13 protein-coding genes, 1 tRNA gene and 1 rRNA gene are annotated in these 20638 nt (G+C 71.5%); 12 read left to right on the plus strand and 3 right to left on the minus strand.

The window, feature by feature from the left end:
* The first annotated feature begins 7 nt into the window (after positions 1–7).
* The 3 genes from rrf (at position 8) to ABFY07_RS13680 (ending at position 1081) form a co-directional block, all read left to right on the plus strand.
* Positions 8–124, plus strand: a 5S ribosomal RNA gene (gene rrf, locus ABFY07_RS13670).
* A 105-nt stretch (positions 125–229) separates the two neighbouring features.
* Positions 230–928 (plus strand): DegT/DnrJ/EryC1/StrS family aminotransferase, encoded by a 699-nt coding sequence (locus tag ABFY07_RS13675; protein WP_346174761.1) that lies wholly within the window; start codon positions 230–232, stop codon positions 926–928.
* An 80-nt stretch (positions 929–1008) separates the two neighbouring features.
* Positions 1009–1081 (plus strand) — tRNA-Thr (locus ABFY07_RS13680).
* A gap of 110 nt (positions 1082–1191) precedes the next feature.
* Here ABFY07_RS13680 and ABFY07_RS13685 read toward each other — a convergent pair.
* Positions 1192–3816 (minus strand): SpoIIE family protein phosphatase, encoded by a 2625-nt coding sequence (locus ABFY07_RS13685; protein WP_346174908.1) that lies wholly within the window; start codon positions 3814–3816, stop codon positions 1192–1194.
* A 251-nt stretch (positions 3817–4067) separates the two neighbouring features.
* Between ABFY07_RS13685 and ABFY07_RS13690 the strand changes: the two genes are divergently transcribed.
* The 9 genes from ABFY07_RS13690 (at position 4068) to ABFY07_RS13730 (ending at position 18570) form a co-directional block, all read left to right on the plus strand.
* Complete coding sequence (locus tag ABFY07_RS13690; protein WP_346174762.1) at positions 4068–9593, plus strand: HAMP domain-containing protein; 5526 nt, start codon at positions 4068–4070, stop codon at positions 9591–9593.
* 274 nt (positions 9594–9867) lie between these two features.
* Entirely contained in the window at positions 9868–10548 is a 681-nt protein-coding gene (locus ABFY07_RS13695; RefSeq protein ID WP_065965304.1) for a response regulator, read from the plus strand.
* Between the two features lie 161 nt (positions 10549–10709).
* On the plus strand, positions 10710–13589 hold the full coding sequence (locus ABFY07_RS13700; protein WP_346174763.1) for a DNA translocase FtsK: 2880 nt from the start codon (positions 10710–10712) through the stop codon (positions 13587–13589).
* A gap of 190 nt (positions 13590–13779) precedes the next feature.
* Entirely contained in the window at positions 13780–14604 is an 825-nt protein-coding gene (locus ABFY07_RS13705) for a helix-turn-helix domain-containing protein (protein ID WP_346174764.1), read from the plus strand.
* 63 nt (positions 14605–14667) lie between these two features.
* Entirely contained in the window at positions 14668–16242 is a 1575-nt protein-coding gene (gene rimO / locus ABFY07_RS13710) for a 30S ribosomal protein S12 methylthiotransferase RimO (protein ID WP_346174765.1), read from the plus strand.
* Positions 16239–16889 carry a CDP-diacylglycerol--glycerol-3-phosphate 3-phosphatidyltransferase gene (gene pgsA, locus ABFY07_RS13715; RefSeq protein WP_346174766.1) on the plus strand — a complete coding sequence of 217 codons (651 nt, stop codon included), beginning with the start codon at positions 16239–16241 and terminating at the stop codon, positions 16887–16889. The genes rimO and pgsA overlap by 4 nt, the downstream gene beginning before the upstream one ends.
* Positions 16886–17410 (plus strand): CinA family protein, encoded by a 525-nt coding sequence (locus ABFY07_RS13720; protein ID WP_346174767.1) that lies wholly within the window; start codon positions 16886–16888, stop codon positions 17408–17410. The genes pgsA and ABFY07_RS13720 overlap by 4 nt, the downstream gene beginning before the upstream one ends.
* Before the next feature lie 109 nt (positions 17411–17519).
* On the plus strand, positions 17520–17903 hold the full coding sequence (locus ABFY07_RS13725; RefSeq protein WP_065965310.1) for a helix-turn-helix domain-containing protein: 384 nt from the start codon (positions 17520–17522) through the stop codon (positions 17901–17903).
* 187 nt (positions 17904–18090) lie between these two features.
* Positions 18091–18570, plus strand: coding sequence for a Dps family protein (locus tag ABFY07_RS13730; protein WP_346174768.1), 480 nt, complete (start codon positions 18091–18093; stop codon positions 18568–18570).
* Positions 18571–19008: 438 nt separating this feature from the next.
* Here the strand turns inward: ABFY07_RS13730 and ABFY07_RS13735 are convergent, their stop codons facing one another.
* Together ABFY07_RS13735 and ABFY07_RS13740 are read right to left on the minus strand one after the other, a co-directional pair.
* Entirely contained in the window at positions 19009–19782 is a 774-nt protein-coding gene (locus ABFY07_RS13735) for an SDR family NAD(P)-dependent oxidoreductase (protein WP_346174769.1), read from the minus strand.
* Positions 19783–19814: 32 nt separating this feature from the next.
* Positions 19815–20627, minus strand: a complete 813-nt coding sequence (locus tag ABFY07_RS13740) for an Fpg/Nei family DNA glycosylase (protein ID WP_346174770.1) — start codon at positions 20625–20627, stop codon at positions 19815–19817.
* Positions 20628–20638 lie beyond the last annotated feature (11 nt).

Raw genomic sequence — 20638 nt, forward strand, 5'->3', positions numbered from 1 at the left:
ATAGTGTTTCGGTGGTCATTGCGTTAGGGAAACGCCCGGTTACATTCCGAACCCGGAAGCTAAGCCTTTCAGCGCCGATGGTACTGCAGGGGGGACCCTGTGGGAGAGTAGGACGCCGCCGAACAATTTTTACAGAGAGCCCTGTCGGGAACTTCGGTTCCCGACAGGGCTCTCTTTTGTTGTGCTGCGGGCCACTCGGTGTTCATGTTGCCTGGGCACGATGCCAGCCATGGGGACTTCTGCGGACGAGCTGTTGCGAGAGCTCACCGGGTCGGGCGTGCGGCCGGGTGACGAGGTGGTGGTGCCGTCGTACGGGACCGCCGAGGCCGCGGAAGCGGTCCTGCTGGCCGGGGCCCGGCCGGTGTTCGTGGACATCGACGCCAACACCTTCTGCATAGATCCGGCCGCGGTGGCGGACGCGCTGACCCCCCGGACCGCCGCCGTCATCGCGGTGCACACCTTCGGGCATCCGGCCGACATGGCACGCCTCGGTGAGCTCGGCAGGCGGCACGGACTGGTCGTCATCGAGCACGGGGCACGGCCCGAGCCGGCCTCGGAGGTACTGCGGCGGCAGGCCAACGCGGCGTATCTGAACGGGAAATTGCGCGGCGTGGTCACCCCGTGGGTGGCGCCCGGCGCCCAGCACACCTATCAGCAGTACGTGGTGCGCGTCCCCGGCAATGGCAGGCCGGACCGTGACGCCTTCGCCCGTACGCTGCGTTCCCGCGGCGTCGTGTGCCATGTGCCCGTACAGACGCCGGCGCACCGCACCGCGCGTTTCCGGCGGGACATGTGGCTCGCGGAGACCGAACGGGCCGCGGACGAATGCCTTGCCCTGCCTGTCGACGCGGCGATGTCCCGGCGGGAGTTGCACCGCGTGGTGTCCGCCTGCAACGCGCTCGGCGGGGTGCTTCAGGCGGCGGCTTGAGCAGCGGCTCTCCGGGTGGGCCGCCGGGACAGTGGTACGGAGCACCCTGATCTTCGGGGTATGATTTATTCCGTCGACGCGCCCCAATAGCTCAGTCGGCAGAGCGTCTCCATGGTAAGGAGAAGGTCTACGGTTCGATTCCGTATTGGGGCTCTCTCCTTTTGACAGAAGTCTTTGTGACAGAAGTCGCGGCACAAGGCCCTCGCCCATCGGCGAGGGCCTTTGTCGTGCAGGCGACGGTCTGTGGATACGGCGACGGCCCCTCAGGAGTCCTGCGGCTCGGGGACACGCATGGCGAGGATCGCCATGTCGTCGGACGGCGGCTCGGCGGCGAACCGCTCGACCGCCCGCAGCACCCGGGAGGCCACCGCGCCCGCCGTCAGCCCGGTGCAGGTCGTCAGCACGTCGACGAGGCCGTCGTCGCCGAGCATCCGGGAGCCCTCGCGGCGCTCGGTCACGCCGTCGGTGACGCACAGCAGGACGTCCCCCGGGTCGAGGGTGACGGTCTGCTCGTACAGCTCCAGGTCCTCCATCACGCCCAGCAGCGGCTGGGGTTCGGCCGCGGGCTCCACGGAGCCGTCCTGGCGCAGCCGCAGCGGCAGCGGGTGGCCCGCGCACACGACCTTCAGCACGGCGCTGCCGTCCTCCTGCGGCCACAACTCCCCGTACAGCAGCGTCAGGAAGCGGCTGCGGGCACCCTCGTCGAGGATCGCGGCGTTGAGGCGCTCGAGGACCGCCGGGCCGCCGAAGCCCTCGCGGGCGAGCAGCCGCAGCGCGTGCCGGGCCAGGCCGGTGACCGCGGCGGCCTCCGGGCCGGTGCCGCAGACGTCGCCGATGGCGAAGCCGTACGCGCCGTCGCGGATCGGGAAGAGGTCGTAGAAGTCGCCGCCGACCTCGTTGCCCTCGCCCGCGGCGCGGTAGATGACCTCGACCTCCACGCCGGAGACGTCGGGCAGTTCGGGCGGCAGCAGGCTGCGCTGCAGGGACTGGCTGATGGCGGTGCGCTCGGAGTACAGCCGGGCGTTGTCGAGCGCGAGGGCCGCCCTGCGGGAGAGGTCTTCGGCGAGCTCCAGGTTCTCCTGGCGGAAGTGCCCGTCGGTGGACTTGCCGAGGGTGAGCATGCCGATGACGCGGTTGCGGGCGACCAGGGGCAGCACCACGGTCTCCCCGCCGACCGCCGAGGCGGTCGCGAGCGAGGCGCTGGGGCCGGAGGAGGGGCGGGCGGCGTCGCCGAGGCTGAGGCCGCGCAGGGAGGTGCGCAGCGACGCGGCGTGGGCGGTCTGGGCGGGGGCGGTCCACAGGCGGGCGCCGCCGGTACGGACCTGCTCGGGCGGGTCGATCCTCGTCAGGAGCGCCTTGAGGCCGTCGATGCGTTCCTCGTCCTCGTGCAGGACGTAGGACAGTTCGGGGTCGGACGCCGGGTCGGCGACCGTGTAGACGGCGCACCAGTTGGCCAGGGTGGGCACGGTCATCTGGGCCATGAGGGCGAGCGTCTGGTCGCGGTCGAGGGTGCCGGCGAGCAGGTCGGAGGCCTCGACGAGGAACGAGAGGGAGTTGCGGCGCAGCCGCTCCAACTCGGTGAGCCGGGCGCGTTCGACCGCGAGCGCGATGCGGTCGGCGGCGAACTGCAGCCGCAGCGCCTCCTCGTTGCTGTACCGGCCGGGGGCCTCGGCCGCGACGCCGAGCGAGCCGGTGAGCCGGCCCTCGACCTTCAGCGGGACGGTGACGACCGACCGCAGGCCGGTGTTGGCGAGCAGGGGGACGGCGCCGGGCACGATGGACAGGTCCTCGTGGACCGCGGGCATCCGGGCGGAGCCGTAGCGGCCGGTGCCGGCCTCGACGGGGACGCGGGCGAAGCGCTGGCGGGCGGAGGTGAGCCCGGTGGAGGCGCGGACCTCCAGCTCGGTCTCGTCGTCGGTGGCGAGCAGCAGATAGGCGGCGTCGCCGTCGAGCATGTCGCGGGCGCGCTCGACGGTGCGCTGCAGCAGGCCGTCGAGGTCGTCGGGGGCGGGCGAGCCGATGGAGACCTCGAAGGCGTCGCCGGCCGGGCCGCGCTCGGCGCCTTCCGCGGCGTCGGTCCCCGGGCCGCGCTGCGGGCTCTGGAGCACCGCGCGCTCCCGCTCGCGCACCAGCAGACAGACGGTGGACGGATCGCCGTCGGCGTCGCGGACGCGGAGGTGGGAGGCGTAGACGGGGACGACCCGCCCGTCGGCGCCCCTGATGCCGTACGAGCCCTCCCAGCGGGACAGCTGGAGGGCCTCGGCGACCCCGGTGCCGGTGCCGGGGGTGTGCGGCCAGGCGGCGAGGTCGGTGAGGGGCTTGCCGATGACCTGCTCCGCCGCGTAGCCGAACAGTTCCTGCGCGTCGTCGTTCCAGGCGGTGATGAGACCGGTGCGGTCGACTTGGGTGACGGCGACGCGGACCCGGGCGTCGGTGACGGGCAGGGCGTCGGTGGGGAGGGCGGGGCCGGCCGAGCGGGTGCCGGCCGGGCGGTCCGGGAAGTCCAGGTGGAACCAGACCTGCTTGTGGGTCGAGGTGTACTCGACGCCCCAGCGGGAGGCGAGCGCGGCGCACAGCAGCAGGCCGCGGCCGCCCTCGCGGTCGGGGTTGCCGATGGGGCGGCTGGTGGTCTGGAGCGGGAGCTCTCGCTCCGGGTAGCGATCGGTGACCTCGATGCGCACGCCGCTGTCGGCGCGGACGCACACCACGTCGGCGGTCGTGCCGGAGTGGACGACCGCGTTGGTGACCAGCTCGCTGGTGAGAACGACCGCGTCGTCGACGATGTCGGTCAGGCCCCACCCCTGGAGGGTGTCGCGGACAAAGGTACGGGCGGAGGCGACCGAGCGTCCCACCGGCTCGAAGGTGGCGGCTGCCCGCGCGGTGATCACAGGTCTCCTCATGCGTGTCTCGGCGATCTGCTCACCCATGTCGCAGCGCCCCTCCGATGCCTGGCCGGATGCCAGGTTACTTACCTCCACCGCTTCAGCGAATGCCGGTGGGGGCTGATTCCACCCCAGAGTGTGCTGTCGGCGGTATGCGATGCTGCCGAACTGTTATGGCCTGGTAGGACCATGGTGAAACACTGGGGAAGCTGGAAGAAGAACCCGAGGACGATGGTCAACCCTGCGGGAGGGACACGGTGGAGTCTGGCGCGGCGACGCGAGGCACGAGCACGCGCGCGAAGGGCGGACGGTCCCGGAGCAGTGGGACGACCGAAGTGGACACGGCGGCCCTGAACCGGCTGCTGGCGGCGATGACGGCGATGCGGGACGGGAACTTCCGCAAGCGCCTGACGGTCTCGGGCGAGGGCGTCATGTCCGAGATCGCGGCGATCTTCAACGAGGTCGCCGACCGTAATCTGCAGCTCACGGGCGAGCTGGCGCGGGTGCGCCGAGTGGTCGGGCGTGAGGGAAAGCTCACAGAGCGGCTGGAGATGGGGGCCTGCGAGGGCTCCTGGGCGGCGGCCATCGAGGCGTCCAACGCGCTGGTCGACGATCTCGTACGGCCGGTGTCCGAGGTGGGCCGGGTGCTCTCGGCGGTCGCCGAGGGCGACCTGGAACAGCGGATGGACCTGCGCTCGCAGGCGGCGGACGGCTCGGCGCATCCGCTGCGCGGGGAGTTCCTCAAGGTGGGCCGTACGGTCAACGGACTGGTGGACCAGCTGTCGGCGTTCACCGACGAGGTGACGCGGGTGGCCAGCGAGGTGGGCACCGAGGGCAAGCTGGGCGGCCAGGCCCGGGTGCGCGGGATGTCCGGTTCGTGGAAGGACCTCACGGAGTCCGTCAACACGATGGCGTCGCGGCTCACCGCCCAGGTACGGGACATCGCTCTGGTGACCACGGCGGTGGCCAAGGGTGATCTGTCCCGTAAGGTCACGGTCCACGTGGCCGGGGAGATGCTCGAACTGAAGAACACCGTCAACACGATGGTGGACCAGCTCTCCTCCTTCGCGGCGGAGGTCACGCGGGTCGCCCGCGAGGTGGGCACCGAGGGCGAGCTGGGCGGCCAGGCGAAGGTCCCCGGCGTCGCCGGGGTCTGGAAGGACCTCACCGACTCGGTCAACCTGATGGCCGGGAACCTGACCGCGCAGGTGCGCGGGATCGCCCAGGTCACGACGGCGGTCGCCAATGGCGATCTGTCGCAGAAGGTGACGGTGAGCGCGCGTGGCGAAGTCGCCCAGCTCGCCGAGACGATCAACACCATGACCGAGACGCTGCGCACCTTCGCCGACGAGGTGACGCGGGTGGCCAGCGAGGTCGGGGCCGAGGGCCTGCTGGGCGGTCAGGCGCAGGTGCCGGGTGCGGCGGGGACGTGGAAGGATCTCACCGACTCGGTGAACACCGCGTTCCGTAACCTCACCGCGCAGGTGCGTGACATCGCGCAGGTGACGACGGCGGTCGCCAACGGCGATCTGTCGCAGAAGGTCACCGTCGACGTGGCCGGGGAGATGCTGGAGCTGAAGAACACCGTCAACACGATGGTGGACCAGCTGCAGTCCTTCGGCGCCGAGGTGACCCGGGTGGCCCGGGAGATCGGCGTCGAGGGCGAGCTGGGCGGTCAGGCGCAGGTGCCGGGGGCGGCGGGGACGTGGAAGGATCTCACCGACTCGGTGAACACCGCGTTCCGTAACCTCACCGGACAGGTGCGCAACATCGCGCAGGTGACGACGGCGGTCGCCAACGGCGATCTGTCGCAGAAGGTCACCGTGGACGTCTCCGGCGAGATGCTCCAGCTGAAGAACACCGTCAACACCATGGTGGACCAGCTCTCCTCCTTCGCCGACCAGGTCACGCGGATGGCGCGGGACGTGGGCACCGAGGGCCGGCTGGGCGGTCAGGCCCGGGTGGACGGCGTCAGCGGCACCTGGAAGGACCTGACCGACTCCGTCAACTCGATGGCGGGGAATCTGACCTCGCAGGTGCGCGGGATCGCGCAGGTGACGACGGCGGTGGCGCGCGGCGATCTGTCGCAGAAGATCGAGGTGGACGCGCGCGGCGAGATCCTGGAGCTGAAGAACACCATCAACACGATGGTCGACCAGCTGTCGGACTTCGCCGAGCAGGTGACCCGGGTGGCCCGCGAGGTGGGTACGGAGGGCCGGCTGGGCGGCCAGGCCCGGGTGCCCGGCGTCGCGGGTGTCTGGCGCGACCTGACCGACTCGGTGAACAGCATGGCGGGCAACCTGACCGCCCAGGTCCGCAACATCGCGCAGGTCGCCACGGCGGTCGCCCGCGGTGATCTGTCGCAGAAGATCGACGTCGACGCGCGCGGCGAGATCCTGGAGCTGAAGAACACCCTCAACACCATGGTCGACCAGCTGTCCTCCTTCGCCGAGGAGGTCACCCGGGTGGCCCGTGAGGTGGGTACGGAGGGCCAGTTGGGCGGTCAGGCCGAGGTGCAGGGGGTCTCCGGCACCTGGAAGGACCTCACCCAGTCCGTGAACGGCATGGCCGACAACCTGACCTCCCAGGTGCGCAGTATCGCCGAGGTGACCACGGCGGTCGCCAAGGGCGATCTGTCGAAGAAGATCACGGTGGACGCCAAGGGCGAGATCCTCGAGCTCGTCACGACCGTGAACACGATGGTGGACCAGCTGTCGTCGTTCGCCGAGCAGGTGACCCGGGTGGCCCGTGAGGTGGGCACGGAGGGCCAGCTGGGCGGCCAGGCGCGGGTGCCCGGCGTGACCGGCATCTGGAAGGACCTGAGCAACAACGTCAACCTGATGGCCAACAACCTCACCATTCAGGTGCGCAACATCTCCCAGGTCTCGGCGGCGGTCGCCAACGGCGACCTGACCAAGAAGGTGACGGTCGAGGCCCGGGGCGAGGTCGCGGCGCTCGCCGACACCGTCAACACGATGGTGACGACGCTGTCGTCCTTCGCGGACGAGGTCACCCGCGTGGCGCGCGAGGTGGGCACCGACGGCATCCTGGGCGGTCAGGCCCGGGTGCCCGGCGTCTCGGGGACCTGGAAGGACCTGACCGAGTCCGTCAACTCGATGGCGTCCAACCTGACCGGGCAGGTCCGCAACATCGCCATGGTCACCACGGCGATCGCCCAGGGCGACCTGACCAAGAAGATCGACATCGAGGCGCGGGGCGAGATCCTCGAGCTCAAGACGACGATCAACACGATGGTCGACCAGCTGTCGTCGTTCGCCGACCAGGTGACCCGGGTGGCCCGTGAGGTGGGTACGGAGGGGCAGTTGGGCGGCCAGGCGCGGGTGCGGGACGTGGCCGGCACCTGGAAGGACCTGACCGAGTCGGTGAACGAGATGGCCGGCAACCTGACCCGGCAGGTGCGCGCCATCGCCGAGGTCGCCACCGCGGTGACCCGGGGCGATCTGAACCTGAAGATCGATGTGGATGCCGCGGGGGAGATCCAGGTCCTCCAGGACAACATCAACACCATGATCGCCAACCTGCGCGAGACGACGCTCGCCAACAAGGAGCAGGACTGGCTCAAGGGCAACCTGGCCCGTATCTCCGGTCTGATGCAGGGGCGCCGCGACCTGGAGGACGTCGCCCGGCTGATCATGAGCGAGCTGACCCCGGTGGTCTCCGCGCAGCACGGCGCGTTCTTCCTGGCGGTGCCGACCGACGAGGGCGTGGAGGCCGGCGCCGAGGTGGGCGGCGACGGCGACGAGGACGCGTACGAGCTGCGGCTGATCGGCAGCTACGGCTACTCCAAGGGCACCATGCCGACGACCTTCCGGCCGGGCGACTCGCTCATCGGCACGGTCGCGGTCGAGAAGCGCAGCATCCTGATGGAGCGGGTGCCGCCGAACTACCTGAAGATCTCCTCGGGTCTCGGCGAGGCTCCGCCGGCGAATGTGATCGTGCTGCCGGTGCTGTTCGAGGGCCAGCTGCTGGGTGTGATCGAGCTGGCCTCCTTCCAGCCGTTCACCCAGATCCAGAAGGACTTCCTCAACCAGATCGCCGAGATGATCGGCACCAGCGTCAACACCATCAGCGTCAACACCAAGACCGAGGTGCTGCTCAAGCAGTCGCAGGAGCTGACCGAGCAGCTGCGGGAGCGCTCGGCCGAACTGGAGAACCGGCAGAAGGCGCTCCAGGCCTCCAACGCGGAGCTGGAGGAGAAGGCGGCGCTGCTGGCCCGGCAGAACCGCGACATCGAGGTCAAGAACACCGAGATCGAAGAGGCCCGGCAGGTGCTGGAGGAGCGCGCCGAGCAACTCGCCGTCTCGATGCGCTACAAGAGCGAGTTCCTGGCGAACATGTCACACGAGCTGCGCACCCCGCTGAACTCGCTGCTGATCCTCGCCAAGCTGCTGGCCGACAACGCGGACGGCAATCTCTCGCCCAAGCAGGTGGAGTTCGCCGAGACCATCCACGGCGCGGGCTCGGACCTGCTGCAGCTGATCAACGACATCCTGGACCTGTCGAAGGTCGAGGCGGGCAAGATGGACGTCAGCCCGACCCGTATCGCCCTGATCCAGCTCGTCGACTACGTGGAGGCCACGTTCCGGCCGCTGACCGCGGAGAAGGGCCTGGACTTCTCCGTCCGGGTCTCCCCGGAGCTTCCGGCGACGCTGCACACCGACGAGCAGCGGCTGCTGCAGGTGCTGCGCAACCTGCTGTCCAACGCGGTGAAGTTCACCGACACCGGGGCCGTGGAGCTGGTCATCAGGCCGGCGGGCGCCGATGTGCCCGACGGCATCCGCGAACAGCTCCTGGAGCACGGCGCGCTGCGCGACCCGGACGCCGAGATGATCGCCTTCTCGGTCACCGACACCGGCATCGGGATCGCGGCCAGCAAGATGCGGGTGATCTTCGAGGCGTTCAAGCAGGCCGACGGCACCACCAGCCGCAAGTACGGCGGCACCGGCCTCGGCCTGTCCATCAGCCGGGAGATCGCCCGGCTGCTGGGCGGCGAGATCCACGCCGCCAGCGAGCCGGGTCGCGGCTCGACCTTCACGCTGTACCTGCCGCTCCACCCCAGCGAGTTGCCGCCCCAGGGCTACCCGCAGCTCGGCCCGGGCAGCGAGGGGGCGCCGGCCCTGGAGGCCGTGCTGGACACCGGCGCCGAGGGCGCGGCCGAGGAGGGCGCCCTGCCGCAGGAGTCCGCGCAGGACACCTCGGCGGCGCAGCATCGGGTGCGCGGCGCGGGGACCCTCGGGCGGCGTCGGCGGGCCCAGCGGGAGGCGGCGGACGGCGGGTCGTCCGTGGCCCGGTCGGGGCGCCGCCCGGCCCCGCGGTCGGCGGAGGCGCCCGAGCCCTGGCTGCTGGGCGGCCAGGACCTGGTGGTGCCGGAGCCGTCGGGCGGGTTCCACGGCGAGAAGGTGCTGATCGTCGACGACGACATCCGCAATGTGTTCGCCCTCACCAGCGTGCTGGAGCAGCACGGGCTGCAGGTGCTCTACGCCGAGAACGGCCGGGAGGGCATCGAGGTGTTGGAGCAGCACGACGACGTCGTCCTCGTGCTGATGGACATCATGATGCCGGAGATGGACGGGTACGCCACGACCGCCGCGATCCGCCGGATGCCGCAGTTCGCCGGGCTGCCGATCATCGCCCTCACCGCGAAGGCGATGAAGGGCGACCGGGAGAAGAGCATCGAGGCCGGCGCGTCGGATTATGTGACCAAGCCCGTGGACACGGATCATCTTCTCGCGGTGATGGAACAGTGGATGGGCGCGGAGTGACCGGTGAGAACGCGGCCCCGGCGGGGCTGCTGACGGAGTGTCGCCGAACACGTGTGGGAACACGGGATTCGGGGAACCTTCTGGTCTCTTACCGCGTTTCTGCTATGTGCACAGTGACATCGCGGTGACAGGGTGTGGCGAACAGCGGGGTGCGGCTACCATGACCGGCACAAGGACGGGCGGCGCAAGGGAGTCGTCCCCCGGGGCGGCGGCCGGCGCCTCCCCGAGCTCTTCGAGCAGGGGAGGCCCCATGCCGGGGCGAGGAGGACGGGCCATGGTGCAGAAGGCCAAGATCCTCCTGGTCGATGACCGGCCGGAGAATCTGCTGGCGCTGGAGGCCATTCTCTCCGCGCTCGATCAGACACTGGTACGGGCATCGTCAGGGGAGGAAGCGCTCAAGGCGCTGCTGACGGACGACTTCGCGGTGATCCTGCTGGACGTCCAGATGCCGGGGATGGACGGATTCGAGACCGCCGCGCACATCAAGCGGCGGGAGCGCACCCGCGACATCCCGATCATCTTTCTCACGGCGATCAACCACGGTCCGCACCACACCTTCCGCGGGTACGCGGCGGGCGCGGTCGACTACATCTCCAAGCCGTTCGACCCGTGGGTGCTGCGCGCGAAGGTCTCGGTGTTCGTCGACCTGTACATGAAGAACTGCCAGCTCCGGGAGCAGGCCTCCCTGTTGCGGCTGCAGCTCGAGGGCGGCCAGCCCGCCGCCGGGGAGGACGCCAAGGAGTCGGCCGGGCTGCTCGCCGAGCTGTCCGCGCGGCTGGCGGCGGTGGAGGAGCAGGCCGAGGCGCTGTCCAAACAGCTCGACGAGTCCGCGGACGCGGCCGCCGTGGCCACCGCCGCCCATCTGGAGCGCAAACTGACCGGGCTGCGGCGGGCGCTTGACGCGCTGGAGCCCGGCGCCGGCGGCGGAGCGGGCCAGGCGCCCTCACAGAACTGAACAGCTCGGAGCGGAGTGACGCCCCGTCGCCCTGACGTCCCGTCATCCCTTGTCCCGCTCCGCACGCCGCCGCGGGCGGCGCCGTCACGGGTGTGACGTGAGTGACGCCCGGCACCGCGGTATGCGTGCTCCGTACGGCGGACGCGGGTAATCTCGCCCCCATGGCCTCTCGTACGTCCGGCAAGGGTTCCCAGAGCACGGCGGGCACCTCGAAGAAGCGCGCCGGGCCGTCCGGGGGCGCGGCCAAGAAGGCGCCCGCGAAGAAGGCGGTCGCCAGGAAGGCGCCCGTCAAGAAGTCCGCCGCGCCCGTGAAGAAGGCCGCGCCGAGGAAGGCGGCGGCCAAGGCCGCGCCGCCCAAGCCGGCGCCGAGCCCCACCAGCGGGGTGTTCCGCGCGGCGCGGGCCGTCTGGATGGGGATGGCGCGCGGTGTCGCGGCACTGTTCCGCGGCATAGGGCGCGGCGCGAAGGGGCTGGATCCGGCCCACCGTAAAGACGGCAGCGCGCTGCTGCTGCTCGCCCTGGCCCTGATCGTCGCGGTCGGCACCTGGTCCAATCTGCGGGGCCCGGTGGGTGACCTGGTCGAGGTGCTGGTCACCGGCGCCTTCGGGCGGCTCGACCTGATCGTGCCGATACTGCTGGGCGCCATCGCGGTCCGGCTGATCCTCCACCCCGAGAAGCCGGAGGCGAACGGACGGATCGTCATCGGCCTTTCCGCGCTGGTGATCGGCGTGCTCGGGCAGGTCCACATCGCCTGCGGGGCGCCGGGGCGCGGCCAGGGCACCCAGGCCATCCAGGACGCGGGCGGCCTCATCGGCTGGGCGGCGTCCCGGCCGCTGATCGTCGCGATGGGCGAGGTGCTGGCCGTACCGCTGCTGGTGCTGCTGACCGTCTTCGGGCTGCTGGTCGTCACCGCCACGCCCGTCGCCGCGATCCCGCACCGGCTGCGGCTGCTCGGCATCCGGCTCGGCCTCGTCCGCGAACACCCCGTCGGCTACCAGGTCGACGACGACTACGCGGCCTACGAGCGGGACGACGCCGAGTACGCCCAGGAATGGCGCGAGACGCCCGCCAGGCGGCCTCGGCGGGCCTCCCTGGACAAGGGGGGCCCGCAGGGCGCGGACGACCCGGAGCGGGCCGAGGAGGAGGCGCTGCGCAAGCGTCGGCGGCCGCGCCGCGGTCGGTCCGCGCAGCCGCCGCTCGACCGCCCGATGGACGCCGTGGACGTGGCGGCCGCCGCGGCCGCGGCCCTGGACGGGGCGGTGCTGCACGGTGTCCAGCCCTCACCGCTGGTCGCCGGGCTCAGCAGCGGGATCTCCACCACCGACCGGATCCCCGGCTCCGACACCGGCGGGGTGCCGGGGGCGCGCGACGCCGAGCAGGCCGGCGCGCCGGGCGCCCCGGCGGGCAAGGGGAAGCGGCCCGGCCGGCCGAAGGCGTCCGAAGGGGCCGAAGGAGCCGAGGGGGCCGAGGGGGAGCGGACGGCCCTCGTCCCCGACCTGACCCGGCCCACGCCCGAGCCCTCCGAGCCGCTGCCGCCGCGCGCCGAGCAGCTGCAGCTCTCCGGCGACATCACCTACGCCCTGCCCTCGCTCGACCTGCTGGAGCGGGGCGGGCCGGGCAAGACCCGCAGTGCGGCCAACGACGCGGTCGTCGCCTCGCTGTCGACCGTCTTCTCCGAGTTCAAGGTGGACGCGTCCGTCACCGGCTTCACCCGCGGCCCGACGGTCACCCGCTACGAGGTGGAGCTGGGCCCGGCGGTGAAGGTCGAGCGGATCACGGCCCTGACGAAGAACATCGCCTACGCCGTCGCCAGCCCCGATGTGCGCATCATCAGCCCGATCCCCGGCAAGTCCGCCGTCGGCATCGAGATCCCCAACACCGACCGCGAGATGGTCCGGCTGGGCGATGTGCTGCGCTCGGCCGACGCCGTCGGCGACGACCACCCGATGATCGTCGCGCTCGGCAAGGACGTCGAGGGCGGCTATGTCTCGCACAACCTGGCGACCATGCCCCACGTGCTCGTGGCCGGCGCCACCGGCTCCGGAAAGTCGTCCTGCATCAACTGCCTGATCACCTCGGTCATGGTGCGCGCCACCCCGGACGACGTGCGGATGGTGCTGGTCGACCCCAAGCGCGTGGAGCTCACCGCGTACGAGGGCATCCCGCACCTGATCACCCCGATCATCACCAACCCCAAGCGGGCCGCCGAGGCCCTGCAGTGGGTCGTGCGGGAGATGGACCTGCGCTACGACGACCTCGCGGCGTTCGGCTTCCGGCACGTGGACGACTTCAACGCGGCGGTCCGGGCCGGCAAGGTGAAGCAGCCCGAGGGGAGCGAGCGGGAGCTCAAGCCCTACCCGTATCTGCTGGTGATCGTGGACGAGCTGGCGGACCTGATGATGGTCGCCCCCAGGGACGTCGAGGACTCGATCGTCCGCATCACCCAGCTGGCCCGCGCGGCGGGCATCCACCTGGTGCTGGCCACCCAGCGGCCGTCCGTGGACGTCGTCACCGGCCTGATCAAGGCGAACGTGCCCTCACGGCTCGCGTTCGCCACCTCCTCGCTGGCCGACAGCCGGGTGATCCTGGACCAGGCGGGCGCCGAAAAGCTGATCGGCAAGGGCGACAGCCTGTTCCTGCCGATGGGGGCGAGCAAGCCGGTCCGGATGCAGGGCGCCTTCGTCACGGAGGATGAGGTCGCCGCCGTCGTCGAGCACTGCAAGGCCCAGATGGCGCCCGTCTTCCGCGACGACGTCACCGTCGGGACGGCGAAGAAGAAGGAGATCGACGAGGACATCGGCGACGATCTGGATCTGCTGTGCCAGGCCGCTGAGCTGGTCGTCTCCACCCAGTTCGGGTCGACCTCGATGCTCCAGCGCAAGCTGCGGGTGGGCTTCGCCAAGGCGGGGCGGCTGATGGACCTCATGGAGTCGCGCGGGGTCGTCGGCCCGAGCGAGGGCTCCAAGGCGCGCGATGTACTGGTCAAACCGGAAGAATTGGATGGCGTGCTGGCCGTGATCCGCGGGGAGGCTCACTCATAAGGAATCGGCGGGCAACCGTTTCCCCTGCCGATACGTCAAGTTGAGGGAGGTGGCGGAGCGATGTCCCACGATCGCGGTCATACGGCAATCCTGATGGCGGACAAACTCCGCCCTCCCGCTTGCCCGACCCTTTCGCCCCACCCCTAGACTGAACCTCCAGCAGGTGGCTACACGCTCGAAAGGCGCCCCCGTGTCCATCGGCAACTCCCCCGGCAACTTCCCAGAGGACGAGCGGCCTTCCGTCGGCCGCGCCCTCCAGCAGGCCCGTATCGCCGCCGGGCTGACCGTCGACGAGGTCAGTACCACCACCCGGGTGCGTGTTCCCCTCGTGCGAGGCATCGAGCAGGACGACTACTCCCGATGCGGCGGCGACGTCTACGCCCGGGGCCACATCCGCGTGCTCGCCCGAGCGGTCGGCCTGGACGCGGACGCCCTGGTCGCCCAGTACGACGCCGAGCACGGAGGCCGCCCCGAGCCCACCCCCGCGGCGCCGCTCTTCGAGGCCGAGCGGATCCGCCCCGAGCCCCGGCGCCCCAACTGGACGGCCGCCATGGTCGCGGCCATCGTGGCGGTCGTCGGATTCGTCGGCTTCACGCTCTTCAGCGGCGGCACGGGGGACGACGGCTCCACGGTCGCCGAGGAGACCACCACGGCCAAGCCGTCCACCACCCCGCCCAGCACCAAGCCCGCCCCCACCAAGCCGACCGACCAGAAGCCCGAGCCCTCCGACAGCGCCATCGCGGGGGTCCCGGCGGACAAGGTCACGGTCAAGCTGACCGCGGAGGGCGGGCAGAGCTGGATCTCCGCCCAGGACCACAACGGACGGCTGATCCACGAGGGCCTGCTGCGCCAGGGCGACTCGAAGACCTTCAGGGACAGCGAGCGGATCGACCTGGTGCTCGGCAACGCCCAGGCCATCAAGCTGTTCGTGAACGGCAAGGAGGTCAAGAACCTGGCGGCCAACGGGCAGGTCCAGCGGCTGAGCTACACCAAGGGAGACCCCGAGGCGGGCTGACCCGGCGGCCGGACGGGAGCCCTGGCAGCGGGAGGTGTCGCTGCGACGAAGTAGTCTGAGCCCATGTCCGAACGCCGTACCGTCGCCCTTGTCACTCTTGGCTGCGCCCGTAACGAGGTGGACTCGGAGGAGCTCGCAGGCCGCTTGGCGGCGGACGGCTGGGAGCTCGTCGAGGAAGCCGCCGACGCCGACGTCGCAGTCGTCAACACCTGCGGATTCGTCGAAGCGGCCAAGAAGGACTCGGTCGACGCCCTGCTGGAGGCCAACGACCTGAAGGACCACGGCCGCACCCAGGCCGTGGTCGCCGTCGGCTGCATGGCCGAGCGGTACGGAAAGGAGCTGGCGGAAGCGCTGCCCGAGGCCGACGGGGTGCTCGGCTTCGACGACTACGTCCACATCTCGGACCGGCTGCGCACCATCCTGTCCGGCGGCGTCCACGCCTCCCACACTCCCCGGGACCGCCGCAAGCTGCTGCCCATCAGCCCGGCCGAGCGGCAGGAGGCAGCCGAGGTCGCCCTGCCGGGCCACGCGCAGGCCGAGGCCGCCCCCGCCCCCGAGGACCTGCCCGAGGGCGTGGCCCCCGCCTCCGGCCCCCGGGCCCCGCTGCGCCGCAGACTGGGCACCAGCCCGGTGGCCTCCGTCAAGCTGGCCTCCGGCTGCGACCGCCGGTGCTCCTTCTGCGCCATCCCGTCCTTCCGCGGGTCCTTCATCTCGCGCAGACCCTCCGATGTGCTGGGGGAGACCCGCTGGCTCGCCGAGCAGGGGGTGAAGGAGATCATGCTGGTCTCCGAGAACAACACCTCCTACGGCAAGGACCTCGGCGACATCCGGCTGCTGGAGACGCTGCTGCCCGAGCTCGCCGCGGTGGACGGCATCGAGCGGATCCGGGTCAGCTATCTGCAGCCCGCCGAGATGCGGCCCGGCCTGATCGACGTGCTGACCTCGACCGAGAAGGTCGCGCCGTACTTCGACCTGTCCTTCCAGCACTCCGCCCCCGCGGTGCTGCGCGCCATGCGCCGCTTCGGGGACACCGACCGCTTCCTCGAGCTGCTGGACCGCATCCGGGCCAAGGCGCCGCAGGCGGGCGTCCGGTCCAACTTCATCGTCGGCTTCCCCGGCGAGACCGAGGCCGACCTGGCCGAGCTGGAGCGGTTCCTCGGCGAGGCCCGGCTGGATGCCATCGGTGTCTTCGGGTACTCGGACGAGGACGGCACCGAGGCCGCGACGTACGAGGACAAGGTCGACCCGGACGAGGTCGCCGAGCGGCTGGCGCACATCTCGCGGCTGGCCGAGGAGCTCACCGCGCAGCGGGCCGAGGAGCGGCTGGGCGAGGTGGTCGAGGTGCTGGTCGAGGAGATCGGTGGCCCTTACGCCGAAGCCGACACCGAGGCCGGCGCCCGGGACGGCATCGAGGCCGGTGAGGGCGGGGGGTCCGTGGTGGGGCGCGGTGCCCACCAGGCGCCCGAGACCGACGGCCAGACGATGCTGACCCTGCCCGGGGCCGGCCCCCGGCCCGCCGTGGGCGACCTGGTCACGGCCAAGGTGGTGGCCGCGGAGGGCGTGGACCTGGTCGCGGAGGTGCTGCCGCGGGGCGAGCCGGCGCGGGCCGGCGCGTGTTCCGAGGAGGCGGCCAGATGAGCGGAGTCCCGGCCTCCGCCGCGGGGGGCCACCACCGCCCGGCCGCGGCCGTGCGGCCCGCCGGGCTGTGGAACATCGCCAACATCCTCACCATGGTCCGGCTGCTCCTGGTGCCCGCGTTCGTGCTGCTGATGCTGCACAACGGGGGGTACGACCCGGCCTGGCGCTCCTTCGCCTGGGCCGCGTTCGCCATCGCCATGATCACCGACCTCTTCGACGGGCACCTGGCGCGCCGGTACAACCTGGTCACCGACTTCGGCAAGATCGCCGACCCGATCGCCGACAAGGCGATCATGGGCGCCGCGCTGATCTGCCTGTCCGCCCTCTCCGACCTCCCGTGGTGGGTCACCGGAGTGATTCTCTTCCGCGAGATCGGCATCACCCTGATGCGCTTCTGGGTGATCAAGCACGGAGTGATCCCGGCCAGCCGGGGCGGGAAGATGAAGACGCTCGCCCAGGGCACCGCGGTGGGCATGTACATCCTGGCGCTCACCGGGCCGCTGGCCACCCTGCGGTTCTGGATGATGGCCGTGGCGGTGGCGCTCACCGTGCTCACCGGCATCGACTACGTCCGGCAGGCGGTCGTGCTGCGCCGGGCCGGTCTGGCCGCGGAGCGCGAGCGGGCGGGGCGGGAGTCCGTGGGGTGACCGGGGGGAGCGGGGGAGTGGCCGCCGAGGCGCTGGGGCTGCTGGCCGGGCGCGGGGAGACCGTGGCCGTCGCCGAGTCGCTGACCGGCGGGCTGCTGGCCGCCGAGCTGACCGCCGTGCCGGGCGCGTCCCGTTCGTTCCGCGGCTCGGTGACCGCGTACGCCACCGAGCTCAAGCGGGAGGTGCTGGGCGTGGACGGGGCCCTGCTCGACGCCCGCGGGGCCGTGGACCCGGGGGTCGCCCGGCAGATGGCCCAGGGTGTGCGGCGGGTGCTGGGCGCGGACTGGGGCGTGGCGACCACGGGTGTCGCGGGCCCCACACCGCAGGACGGACAGCCGGTGGGCACGGTGCACGTGGCCGTGGCGGGGCCGTCGGGGGCGGCCACCGGGGCCGCGCTGCATTTGGCCGGAGATCGCGCCGGAATCCGTGGACAGACGGTGGAGGCAGCGGTCAAGCTGCTGTTGAGGGAATTGATCGCGTCGTCGAGGGCACAGGATACGGAACAACACGGGGGGATTTGATGTTTGCAGCCCTGAGTGAACACGACATCGCTCCCCGCACGGGCGCAGCAAGAGGCGGTACGGTGGGGCGTGAAGGATCCGGATCCGAGGTCCGAGGAGGGAGCCAGCGATGATTCTGCTCCGTCGCCTGCTGGGTGACGTGCTGCGCCGGCAGCGCCAGCGCCAGGGCCGTACCCTGCGCGAGGTGTCCTCCTCCGCCCGGGTGTCCCTCGGCTATCTCTCAGAGGTGGAGCGCGGCCAGAAGGAGGCTTCCTCCGAGCTGCTGTCCGCGATCTGCGACGCGCTGGACGTCAGGATGTCCCAGGTCATGCGAGAGGTGAGCGACGAGTTGTCGCTCGCGGAGCTCGCGGAGTCGACAGCGGCGAGCGAGAAGGTGCCCGCACCCATGCGGCCCATGCTCAATTCGGTTTCCGTGACGTCCGTGACGGGTGTCCCGGAGGAGCGGGTGACCATCAAGGCGCCTACGGAGGCCGTGGACGTCGTGGCGGCCTGACGGTCGTCGTCGCAGCCTGACAGCGCAGAGCTTTCGAGCCCCGGTCGGTGTACCACCGACCGGGGCTCGACGTTTGCCAGGTTGTTTGCGGGACACACGTGGGAAGGTGGAGGGAGGGGTTCAATAGGCCCCAAATGGTTCAAAACGCATTCAAAGGTCAGTCAACAGGTCGAAAAGGAGGAGATGGATGTCTGTGGTGAAGAGCCCCCTCTCGGAGGAGAACCTCAAGGTCGTCGGTGATGCGCTGCAGGGCGCCCTCGTCGACCTCGTCGACCTGGCGCTCGTGGGCAAGCAGGTTCACTGGACCATCGTCGGCCCGCGCTTCCGTTCGGTCCATCTGCAGCTCGACGAGGTCGTCACCACCGCCAGGACGCACGCCGACACCGTGGCGGAGCGCGCCTCGGCGCTGGGGGTGCCGCCGGACGGCCGTGCCGCGACCGTGGCGGCGACCAGCGGCATCGAGACGGCCAAGAGCGGCTGGATCGAGGACACGGACGCGGTGCGGGCCCTGGTGGCCGGCCTCGGGGCCGTGATCACCCGGATGAGGGAGCGCATCGAGGCCACGGCCGAACCCGATCCGGTGACGCAGGACATTCTGATCGGGCTCACGCGGGACCTGGAGAAGCACCACTGGATGTTCCAGGCGGAGAACGTCAACGGTCGCTAGCCCGGTGCGGGCGGGGCCGGCGGCGGCCCCGGGGCGGGCGGGGGCGGCGTGACCTTGTCGGGGGCGGCGTGATCGGCAGGCTCAAGGGGCGTGGGATGTGTGATACGCGCCCGTGAGCCTCCCGTACGCCCTCCCGCCGCGAGTGAGCGGGCGTCTAGCGTCGGCCGAAGGAGGCAGTCGATGGCAGCCCTGGGAGGAGCCGGTAAACGGCACGACAAGCGGCGCCGGGGACCGGTCCGGTGGATGCTCGCGCTCGCGCTCGGTGGCGTCTGGTGGTGGGCGGTGTTACGGCTGGCCGCCGCGCCGGAGCAGACCGGGCCCGTCGAGGGCGCGTTCACGGCCGGCGGCTGGGGATTGAGCCTGCTGCCGGTTCATTGCGGCCCCTCCCCGGGGCGGGCGGTGCGCCGCCTGTGGTCGGGGCCGGGGTCGCGGCCGGGGTCACCAGGGCATGGCGACGCCGCCGTTCGGGCGCAGGATCTGGCCGGTCGTGAACGATGAGGCGTCGGACGCCAGGTGGAGCACCGCGTGTGCGACGTCCGCCGGCTCCCCCACCCGCCCCAGCGGAGCGCGCCGCGCCATCGGCTCTTCGGCCCGGCGCTGCTCCTCCCTACTGCCGCGCTCGGTCATCGGCGTGCGGATCCAGCCGGGGGCGACGGCGTTGACGCGGATGCCGTGGCGGCCCACCTCGGTGGCGAGGGTCTTGGTGAGCTGCACGACGGCGGCCTTCGCGACGCCGTAGCACAGCAGGCCGGGCGCCCCGGTGTCGATGGCGCCGGAGGCCATCGTGACGATGCTGCCTCCGCCGCCCTGCTCGATCATGGCGCGGGCGGCCTCCTGACAGCCGTACAGCACCCCTTTGAAGTTGACCGCGAGCACCCGGTCCAGGTCGGAGTCGGCCGTCTCCAGGACCGGGCTGCTGTGCATGATCCCCGCGATATTCGCCATGATGTCCAGCCTGCCTCCCGCGCGGACGGCGGCCACGGCGGCGGCGACCTGGGTCCGGTCGGCGACATCGAGGGTGTGGGGGTGGGCGCTCCCCCCGGACTCGTTGATCCGTTCGGCCGTCCGGCGCGCCCCCGCCCCGTCCAGGTCCGCGCAGTGGACGGTCGCGCCGGCCTCGGCGAGCAGGAGGGCGGCGGCCCGGCCTATTCCGCCGGCCGCGCCGGTGACCAGGGCGGTGCGGCCGGTGAGGTCGTACGCGATGACGGTCATGGCGCGACCGTATGACCGGATCTGACGGAGCGTCAATAAGTCTGGTCGGCCGGGGAGGCCGGGTCCGGTTGGCAGGCCGGGCACCAGTAGGTGAGCCGCTCCTGGCCGGAGGGGTCCAGGCCGTCGGTGCGCACCGGCGTGCCGCAGCGCAGACAGGGCTTGCCCGCCCGGCCGTAGACCCACAGCCGGCGGTCGGCTCGCGACTCGGCCGTGGTGATCCGCGCCGGACGGGCCTTGTTGGCCTCCAGCAGTCTCTTGGCGAGCGCCACCAGGCGCTGCGGGGACGGCACTTGGCCGACGGGCAGCCAGGGGGAGACGCGCATCAGGAAACACAGCTCCGACTTGTACACATTGCCGATCCCCGCCAGGTTGCGCTGGTCCAGCAGCGCCTCGCCGACGGGGCGGGCGGGATCGGCGAGCAGCCGGCGCAGGGCCTCCTGAGGGTCCCAGTCGGGGCCGAGGAGATCGGGGCCCAGGTGTCCGACGACCCGGTCCTCGTCCGCGGTGCGGAGCAGGTCGAGGACGGGGAGGCGGTAGCCGACGGCCGTGTGGTCGGCGGTGGACAGGACGGCGCGGACCTGGTGGAGCGGGCCGCCGCGCCACCGCTCGCCGGGGTCGTAGACCCGCCACGCCCCGTCCATCCGCAGATGTGAGTGGAGGGTCAGGCCGCCCTCGATGCGGGTGAGGAGGTGCTTCCCGCGCGCGGTGGCGTCCATGACCCGGCGCCCGGCGAGGTCGACCGTGGCCAGCCGGGGGACGCGCAGGTCGCAGCCGGTCAGCGGCCGGTCGGCCAGGGCCTGGTGCAGACGGCGGGCCGTCCGCCAGACGGTGTCTCCCTCGGGCATGGCTCCATGAT

The sequence above is a fragment of the Streptomyces sparsogenes subsp. cuspidosporus genome (genome assembly GCF_039532705.1).
Taxonomy (GTDB): domain Bacteria; phylum Actinomycetota; class Actinomycetes; order Streptomycetales; family Streptomycetaceae; genus Streptomyces; species Streptomyces sparsogenes.